We start from the raw sequence: 7,844 nt of genomic DNA, 5'->3' as shown, positions 1-7,844 counted from the left end.
CCCGCTCATCAGCGGTATCAATGGCCATCCCGATGTGCTCCATCATCTCAGAGCGGCCGTCATCCCTGCTGTAGCGGCCCCGGCTGTCCCGGCGCATGGAGTAGCCGCCGCGCCCGTCCGCCCGGCTGTAGTGGCCCCGGACGTAGTGCTGGCCCCGGTTGGCGTAGCTGGAGCCCCGGCCATAGTCCATGCCGTCCACGGCGGAGCTGTAGCCGCCCTCCTCCAGCATACAGATTTTCTCGATGTTCTTGATGGTATCGGTAAGCTTATGGGCCAGCTCCAGATCGCCTGCGCCCATCTCGCGCTTTTCGGCCAGTTCATCCAGCTCGGTCCACAGCTTTTCTTTCAGCTCATGAAGTTTTTCCATGTTAACGTCTCCTTTCATGCCTCAGGCACGGCAGGGGCGGCGGGAGCCGTCCCGTTGATGCTGGGCAGATGATTGGTGGGGCAAGGACAGGCATTCCCCAGCAGCTTAAAGGTGCCCCCGGTGCCGCTGGTAGCCACCACAGTGGAATACCGCGTCCTTGTCCGAATGGCGCAGGCCGTCACCTGGGCGCAGCAGCGGTTGGTCAGCGGATATTGCTGTGTGCCTGCACCAATGGTGATAACTACCGGGGCATTGATTGTCGTGGTGGAAGGAATTGCCTGCGCCACCACAATGCAATATTTTTCTCTATTGTTATAGGCTCCGGCAGGCAGGTTGATCACCAAATTTCCGCCGGTAAATGTGACTGCCTGGGACAAAACCAGACGGTCGCAAAGCTTGCAGACAGGTTTACAAGCCATAAAATACCTCCTACTAAATGTCAGGGGCGGCAGACACGCAGTCCACCGCCCCGAAATAATCACCCGTTATTCCAGGGAAGTGCTCGAAAAATTCGAGTGGTTCAGCAGCCGCAGCCGCTGTTGCAGCCGCCACAGCCGTTATTGCCCCAGCCGTTGAACTGACCGCAGCAGTTGGTGGGGAAGCTAACGGGGGTGGGAGGCTGGACGATGTAGGCGGCGGTGGGACACTCCGCGCCGGTGCGGCGCAGGATGGTAGCCTCGCTGGCGGAGATCATCGCGCCGATGGCGTTGTTCTGGTTGGCCTGAGACGCAGCCAGCTGGAGGGCCTGAATCTGGGCAGCCTGTTCAGCAATGCGCTCATCCTTGCGGCTCATCTCCATCGCATCCAGTTTTGCCAGCACGCGGTCGGTGTCGTTGTGAGCGTTCTGGATGATGGCGTTGGTGTTGGTGGCAGCGTTGTAGTTGGTCTGGCAGAAACCGCTTTCCACCTGGTTGCCCAGCTGCATGAGGCCGGTCTGGGTCTTGCAGCAGCAGTCAGCCGCCTGGGCCTGGGCCGCGTTAAAGCCCTGCATCATGGCTACCTGGGTGGCATTAAAGCCCTGCTGGGTCTGGTAGCCCAGGTTACAGATGGCGTTGTCCACGCCGTGGAAGCCCTGCATCACGTTCATGCCCAGGCCGTTGATGCTGTTCTGCATGGCGTAGAAGCCGTCACACAGGCCCTGGGTCACACCGCGCACAGCATTCTCCAGGCCGTTGAAGTTAAACTCGGCGCACAGGTCGGCCCGGGTCAGAGCGCCGTTGGCGGCGGCCATCATGCCGCCGTTGCCCCAGCCGCCCATGCCGCCCCACATTCCGCCGCCGAAGCCGCCGAAGAACATGGGGAACAGGAACAGCATAATCATGGCAATCAGCATCTCGCCGAAGCCGCCGCCCCAGCCGTTGCCGCAGTTGCCGTTGTTTCGGTCGGTCACAGCGGCGATATCCGCTACGCTGAGCCCGGAACCTTCATTTCCAAGAGACATAGATAATTCTCCTTTGTTGATGTATTTCTAAAAATGCGGCCGCATTTTTTAGACTTGACTATAAAAAGACCATGTGATAATATAAAGAAGCATCTATGATAAAGTACAATGTCACGTACTTCTGTCATATCACAGGACACCGAGTTGCCGCTCGGTGTCTTTTCTTTTTATCTGTTGGGAAGCACACCCATCATCCGCTGGGCGATGCTCTCCGCCATGCCCCGCAGCTGGTTGTACTGCTGCTGTGTCATTTCCCCAGAGTCGAGTTTGCTTTGCAGCTGCTCCATGGGGTTGCCCTGAAAACTCTGGATGTGTTGAAGCAGAGCCGGGGCGAAGTTGCGCTGGCCTCTCTGCGGGGCCTGAGAGCCGCCCATAGCGGCCTTGAACGGGTTAGCCATTATCTGTATCCTCCTTCTGTTTGGTGGCCTTAGAGGGCCGTTTGAGGCGTTCTGAAAGGATGTCCTCCAGTTGGTCGATGGTGACATACCGGCTCAGGTCGATGTTGGGCGCGGGCTGAGGCGGGTTGGGATTGTCTGTCCGCTCCACAAGATCGTAGACTTTGGTGGATGGTTTTCCGGTACTGTCTGCCTGCCGGAGATAGATCACCGGGTTGTTACTGTCCCATAGAGCCACCGCACACCCGGGTGCGATAGGCCAGTTGTCCGCCTCCTGCTTGCTGTTCACCCAGTTGATGCCGCCGCTCTGCGGGGCCGTCGGTTGGGTGGACGGTTGCATAGACTGGATCGGTTGCTGCATCATCTGCGGTTGCATCTGCTGCATCTGGTTCTGCCGCAACTGGGCCAGCTGGTCAGGCACCGGCTGGGGATAGTACGGCGTGGGCTGATAGCCTGCATATGGATAGGGTTGGTAAGCCATTGTCAATGCTCCTTTTCCCAGTAGTAGGCGGGGCACTCTTTCCCGCTATTCCAGCTGTCAAAATACTGTCCGTCTTCCACAGCAATTACATGGCGTCCCGGCATGGATAGGATAAAAGTTCCTCGGGGGTTATCCTGGACGAAATCCTCCACCGTGTACGCACCCAGTCCGTCGTCCGGGATAAAGTGCCGCCGGAAGCCGTGGCGCTGGAGGTACGGTCCCCAAATGCTGTCCGCGTTGAGCAGGTCACCCCGGATAAAGCCCTCCAGGGCCAGCCCAACGTATGTCTCCTCCCAGGTCTGCCCCAGAGCCTTGGACAGCGCACGCACGGTGCAGTCACCCACGCTGCGCCCTGTTGGGTTGGGGTTGTAATATGAGTAGCTCATTTCTTTTTACCTGGGCATCCTGGGCAACTCCCGGGCTTGCCGCACTTGCAGCCACAGTCTTTTTTTTCTGTCATTTCAAGCACCCCTAAAATAGAGAACAGGAGGACACAAAAACGCCTGTTGGCATGGCGGCCTTGCCGCCTAGTTTCTGTGTCCTCCTGTAGAATTATGGTAACAAAAAATTGAGCAAACAAATGGCCTAAAAATGGCCTTTGTTTGGGTGAAGAATGGGAACAAAAAAACCGCCCCGGTTAGGGGGCGGTTCCATTACCAATTTCTTTGGTGTTCGTGTCCGGGGGCATCTCCTGTGATTGCTACACCCTCGCGTTTTGCCCATCTCTTTGCATTTCGCAGTGCGTTTTGGTAGTTTTTCGCCTTGCACTCGAAAATCCCAGAGCAGTAAGACGGCACCGGGGAATAGGTGAACTCGAAGTAATGCATGGAGTATGTGTTGCCAAAGTTGGGCCGCTCCGCGTACTCAGCAGGAATCAGTACGGTAATGGTCTTGCGGACCTTGTCGTAGTCGCCCAGAGTCTTGCACTCTGAATACCGGCGTTTGTACTCGCAATAGAGCATGTTCCGCTCAATGCAGCCCCAGGACGGCGGCGGGGTTTCACCGGTAAATCCACCGGCGGAGCCGAAATAGCCATAGGCGCTTCTTGATTCTAACATAGTGTTCTCCTTCCTTGTTCATTTTTTCAGGTTCCGGAAAATTACCAGCGCAGACAGCCCGATACTGACAATCAACAGTCCATAAATCAAAATATCTTTCATATTGACACCTCTCAAGCGATTTGTTATCCTACAGGGGGGAGGTTGCCCTCCCCCCTCCTCATCTACTCGCTCAGCTTCTCAATTAAAAGAAGTATCGCGGTAATGAGGTTTAGGATTGCGGCGGTAAGGGTCATAAGCTGGTCGGGCTGGGCCCTACCGCCCTTTTTCTTTTTCTTGCTCATAGTGTCCACCTCCTTTCTGATATTATAATAACATATCTACCGGCAGATATCAAGATGGGATGCTGCACAAATCTAATGGTAGATATTTGTTGATTTTTTATCTATCGGTAGGTATTCTTTTATGGTACAATCCAAGTGAGGTGATACACATGCCGGGAAAAACACCAGCGCAAAAACGGGCGCAAAAAAATTACATTGAAAAGTTTGCTCGTCTGGAAATTCGTATAACAAAAGAAGAGCGGGACGGCGTCCAGACACACGCCGCTGCCCAGGGAGAGAGCGTCAACAATTTCATCAAGCGGGCGATCCGTGAGACGATGGAGCGGGACAAAGAAAAGCCCGGGGACTAACCCCGGGCTTTTGCTTCCATCATATAGAGAACTCAACGATATTATTTTGAAATTCTTCCATCTTCTCTATTGCGTTAATGTACAAATCGGGGACATCGCTGCGCATATCTCCGATTTCTCTAATGAGCGATCCTCTATGGGCTGTCATTTGTTTATGCATTCTGATAAAGCATTCCCTGTCCAGACTCAAAGCCGCACGGGCTTGTTCGGATATTGGAATGTCATAATAGTAGTTGACATTTTCGCGGCGTGATATGGTCGAGATGGGGAGAATCGTATAATCATCCTCGTTTGGTCCGCCAACGCTCAAAACTGGCCTAGTTTTCTGTTCGGTGCGCCCCGTCCTCGAGTTATAAAAATCGACCCGTGTTAGGTAAATCTTTCCTATCAACCTTTGTCGGCCCCCTCTTGGAAGTCGTCAAATTCATCATAGTACATATCCCATACATGGTCATAAGGGCGCACCTTTTTAGCATCTTCTCGGATATCATCTAGGAGCAGCGGACGGTTTCCGTTTTCTTTTTCGCCAAGACCCCTACGCGCATTCACCCAAGAAATCTCACGATGGGATAAGCTGCTCAACTTCCAAGATTCAAACGCGCCATACTCAAGAATGACATTATTGACAATGTATTTTACATCGTCTGGAATCTCGTTTGTTTCGTACATGATTTCACCCTCGCAGTATGCATTACGCACATCCCTGCTGACCGGGCCAAACTTCCAGCCCTCAAATACGCCATCAAAAGCTGGGCGCCCAGCAACGGCAAAGGACTCCCGCTGGGTGAAGTATAACAGCTTGTGAAGCTTCATTTCGTCAAGCCGCTCGCCCGTCAATTCCTCATATTTCTCTATGACGTATGCCGCTACATCCACGATCTTAACCATAATGCCACCTCCTTCTCTCGTAGTGTACCACAGTTACTGGAATATGTCACGGGATTTATCAGAAAAAGAGAGCCCGAGGATTAACCTCCCCGGGCTCTTTCCTTCTCATATGCAATTGCGTCAACGATTTTCTCAAACGCCCTGCGCCGAGCCTTTTTCACCGCCTCCGGTGAAAATCCATATTCCCGGCAAATCTGCGTATAGGAACGGTCGAACACCTCTTTTTCGATGAGGCAGATCTCTTCCTTTTCTGGCAGGCGGAATGCACGGATCGTGTCTATGGCCCGGTCAGTTGACATACTGGAAAGCAGGGCACGGATGGCGCGGTTTTGGCTGTTCACGCAGCCGTCACCGCCCTTTTCTCCTGCCCTTCGCCGCCCGTGGTTTCCTGGGGCGTTTCGCGCCTGGTCTGCGAACCTGTACCTGCCTCGCCAAATTCAGTCACCCTGCGTGACAACCTCCGAACCGGCGGACTGCACCTGGGCTTTTCCCTCAAAATCCTGATACTGATAACTGGTATCCGGGCTGAGGTACGCCAGCCAGATAAACAGGGCAAACACCAGCGCCCAAAGAAAATTCGTCACCAGCAGAGCGACACGCCACGGCTTTGTCAGCCTTTCGGCGGCATTCACCATGTCGCCAAAGCTTTGAATGGTTTCGTTCCCGTCCATGTTGTCACGTCCTTTCTGTCATATTTTAGCCCAGATACCTGCAAATTGCAAGAGATTACCGCCCCATCTGGAAGAGCATCTGCACCACCTCTTCCCTGGTGCAGAAGGACTTGTATCTCCGGTTTCCCGCCCCGTCGCCAGAGACAATCTTGTGCTCCTCCGCCCACTGGCGGGCGTCCCCGCTCCAGGCATCCGGGGGCAGACTGGCCCACTGGGCCAGGGCGGCGTCCAGCATGGCATTAAACTGTTCCTGAGTCATCATTGGTTCCTCCTGTTCCGCCGGCGGCTTTTCGGCCTCATACTTGGGCCGGTAGCCGCCGGTGACGTACTTCAGCGCCCGTTTCCGGCGCATGACTGCCCCGCCGTTGGCTTCGCTGGTGGTCCCGGTGTTGCCGTCGATGGTGGTGATAAAGCCGCCCCCCACGGCCTCCACAATACCCACATGCTGGGTGGCCTTTTTCTTTCCGGAAAAATCGAAGAAGACGATATCCCCGGGCCGGAAGTCTGTGACAGCCTGCCCATGCCCCTTGTGGTACGTCCAGAGCGTGGAGCAGCTTGCAGTCTTATTACCGCCGAAAAAGAGCTCCGACGCCCCCGCCATGCGGAAGATATCCCACACAAAGGCCACGCACCAGTGCAGGTTTGGATTGTTCACCGGCCCGCCGTAGTAATGGGTGTTGAAGATGACGTTGTTGGAGCTGGGGGGATCCTCTTTCACGCCGATGTACGACGCCGCCAGGGCCAGGATTTCTTTTCCCGTGGCCATTTTACTCCACCTCCGGCAGGCCGGCCAGAGAGGTCAGCAGGGACAGCACCGCCGCCAGCACCGACGCGGACAGCACCACCGGCCAGTCCACCGCGGAGATCACCGCCGCCGCGCCGATGGTGGCCGCTGCCGTCTGTGCGGCGGTCTTCACCGCCCGGATCCCTGCCGCCCTCAGCCACCTGGTTGTCTTTTTGCTCATAAACATACTCCTTTCTGCCATCTCGTCCCCGGCATCCCGGAGAGTATCCACGCCATAAACGCCCCCGCCAGGGCGCTCAGGGCGTACCCCACAAGGCTCTCCCAGCGCTTGCCGGGCTTGTCCTTCAGCTCGTCTACCTTCTCCGCGATGCCGTCCAGCTTTTCGTCCATACCGTCCAGCTTGGTCTTCAGCGTAGCGCCGCTCTGCTCCAGCGCCCCGATGCGCTCAAACATCTGCCGGTGGGTGTCCGACGAGCTGGACCGGTACCGGTCAAACTCCTTTTCCAGTGTGTCCACCCGGGCGGATACGGGGCAGTCGCTTGGATTGCAGTTATCGTGCATAGATTATGCCTCCTTTGCGTTGATGATCTCCTCCACCTCCTCTTCTGTCAGCCGCCCAGCGGCCACCAGGGCCTCCAGACGGGACTTGTCCCAAAGCTTAGGGTAGTATTTTTTGGCGAGATCATAGGCGGTTGCCATTTTAGTTCTCCTTTCCATCGGTCTATTGTGTAACCCGAATCTGTTGCTGGCCTTTGACGGACTGGCAAACTGAAATCCCATCCGTCTAAAATATTGGTATGAGGGTCCATTGCAGAATCACCACTTTTCCGTTTTTTCGTCAAACCCATCGCATTCTTCCGAGTCAAAACAACCGATCACATATCCGCGGTCAATTTGGTTGAGGCATTGACCAAGCGGTTCTCCAAGTTTTTGAGAGCGTATCGAATCCTTTTCAAAATGTCTGCAATCTTCGCACGTTCTCACAAACTCACCCCCTGCATGGCCGCCAGGAAGTCAATATCCGCCCTCAGCCGCTCCGTCTCACTGGGCGGGGGCGCGGGCTTAGAAGCCCGGTCCGCGGCGATCTCCTCCTCGGTGCGAGGGATTACCGTCTCCCCATCCCAGCGGTACAGCGGGATACTGTCCATGGTGCAGAGCGGCGGG

The 7,844-nt window shown here is 55.4% G+C and carries 17 protein-coding genes; 1 reads left to right on the top strand and 16 read right to left on the bottom strand.

What is annotated here, in order from left to right:
- The 7 genes from D1159_RS04015 to D1159_RS03985 all read right to left on the bottom strand — a co-directional run.
- On the bottom strand, positions 1–367 hold a 367-nt coding region (locus D1159_RS04015), incomplete at its 3' end, for a hypothetical protein (RefSeq protein WP_347563627.1).
- A 14-nt stretch (positions 368–381) separates the two neighbouring features.
- Positions 382–786: a hypothetical protein gene (locus tag D1159_RS04010; protein WP_161844413.1), complete on the bottom strand. Its 405-nt coding sequence runs from the start codon at positions 784–786 to the stop codon at positions 382–384.
- A 101-nt stretch (positions 787–887) separates the two neighbouring features.
- Positions 888–1,808: a hypothetical protein gene (locus tag D1159_RS04005; protein ID WP_161844412.1), complete on the bottom strand. Its 921-nt coding sequence runs from the start codon at positions 1,806–1,808 to the stop codon at positions 888–890.
- Between the two features lie 167 nt (positions 1,809–1,975).
- A complete protein-coding gene (locus tag D1159_RS04000; protein ID WP_161844411.1) occupies positions 1,976–2,206 on the bottom strand; it encodes a hypothetical protein in 231 nt (76 codons plus the stop codon).
- Positions 2,199–2,684: a hypothetical protein gene (locus D1159_RS03995; RefSeq protein ID WP_161844410.1), complete on the bottom strand. Its 486-nt coding sequence runs from the start codon at positions 2,682–2,684 to the stop codon at positions 2,199–2,201. The genes D1159_RS04000 and D1159_RS03995 overlap by 8 nt, the downstream gene beginning before the upstream one ends.
- A 2-nt stretch (positions 2,685–2,686) precedes the next feature.
- The gene (locus D1159_RS03990; RefSeq protein WP_161844409.1) at positions 2,687–3,070 is read right to left on the bottom strand and encodes a hypothetical protein; all 384 of its coding nucleotides are present in this window, start codon (positions 3,068–3,070) and stop codon (positions 2,687–2,689) included.
- Positions 3,071–3,337: 267 nt separating this feature from the next.
- Positions 3,338–3,742, bottom strand: a complete 405-nt coding sequence (locus D1159_RS03985) for a hypothetical protein (protein WP_161844408.1) — start codon at positions 3,740–3,742, stop codon at positions 3,338–3,340.
- Positions 3,743–4,085: 343 nt separating this feature from the next.
- On the opposite strand from D1159_RS03985, the gene D1159_RS03980 reads away from it, so the two are divergent.
- Positions 4,086–4,376, top strand: coding sequence for a hypothetical protein (locus D1159_RS03980; RefSeq protein ID WP_161844407.1), 291 nt, complete (start codon positions 4,086–4,088; stop codon positions 4,374–4,376).
- A gap of 19 nt (positions 4,377–4,395) precedes the next feature.
- Here D1159_RS03980 and D1159_RS03975 read toward each other — a convergent pair whose 3' ends face one another.
- From D1159_RS03975 to D1159_RS03935, 9 genes are all read right to left on the bottom strand, one after another.
- Positions 4,396–4,767: a type II toxin-antitoxin system PemK/MazF family toxin gene (locus D1159_RS03975; RefSeq protein ID WP_161844406.1), complete on the bottom strand. Its 372-nt coding sequence runs from the start codon at positions 4,765–4,767 to the stop codon at positions 4,396–4,398.
- Positions 4,764–5,264 (bottom strand): type II toxin-antitoxin system antitoxin SocA domain-containing protein, encoded by a 501-nt coding sequence (locus D1159_RS03970; protein WP_161844405.1) that lies wholly within the window; start codon positions 5,262–5,264, stop codon positions 4,764–4,766. The genes D1159_RS03975 and D1159_RS03970 overlap by 4 nt, the downstream gene beginning before the upstream one ends.
- A gap of 80 nt (positions 5,265–5,344) precedes the next feature.
- Entirely contained in the window at positions 5,345–5,605 is a 261-nt protein-coding gene (locus D1159_RS03965; RefSeq protein ID WP_161844404.1) for a sigma factor-like helix-turn-helix DNA-binding protein, read from the bottom strand.
- 96 nt (positions 5,606–5,701) lie between these two features.
- On the bottom strand, positions 5,702–5,935 hold the full coding sequence (locus tag D1159_RS03960) for a hypothetical protein (protein WP_161844403.1): 234 nt from the start codon (positions 5,933–5,935) through the stop codon (positions 5,702–5,704).
- A 55-nt stretch (positions 5,936–5,990) separates the two neighbouring features.
- Positions 5,991–6,701 carry a CHAP domain-containing protein gene (locus D1159_RS03955; protein WP_161844402.1) on the bottom strand — a complete coding sequence of 237 codons (711 nt, stop codon included), beginning with the start codon at positions 6,699–6,701 and terminating at the stop codon, positions 5,991–5,993.
- A gap of 1 nt (position 6,702) precedes the next feature.
- Positions 6,703–6,900, bottom strand: coding sequence for a holin (locus D1159_RS03950; protein WP_161844401.1), 198 nt, complete (start codon positions 6,898–6,900; stop codon positions 6,703–6,705).
- Complete coding sequence (locus tag D1159_RS03945; RefSeq protein WP_161844400.1) at positions 6,897–7,241, bottom strand: hypothetical protein; 345 nt, start codon at positions 7,239–7,241, stop codon at positions 6,897–6,899. Before D1159_RS03945 ends, D1159_RS03950 begins: the two co-directional genes overlap by 4 nt.
- Before the next feature lie 3 nt (positions 7,242–7,244).
- Positions 7,245–7,379 carry an XkdX family protein gene (locus D1159_RS03940; RefSeq protein WP_161844399.1) on the bottom strand — a complete coding sequence of 45 codons (135 nt, stop codon included), beginning with the start codon at positions 7,377–7,379 and terminating at the stop codon, positions 7,245–7,247.
- 281 nt (positions 7,380–7,660) lie between these two features.
- A partial coding sequence (locus D1159_RS03935) for a hypothetical protein (protein ID WP_161844398.1) occupies positions 7,661–7,844 on the bottom strand: 184 nt, incomplete at its 5' end.

This window comes from Pseudoflavonifractor sp. 524-17 (genome assembly GCF_009935845.1).
In the GTDB taxonomy this organism is placed as follows: Bacteria; Bacillota; Clostridia; order Oscillospirales; family Oscillospiraceae; genus Pseudoflavonifractor_A.
This window is presented reverse-complemented; position numbering and strand designations above follow the sequence as displayed.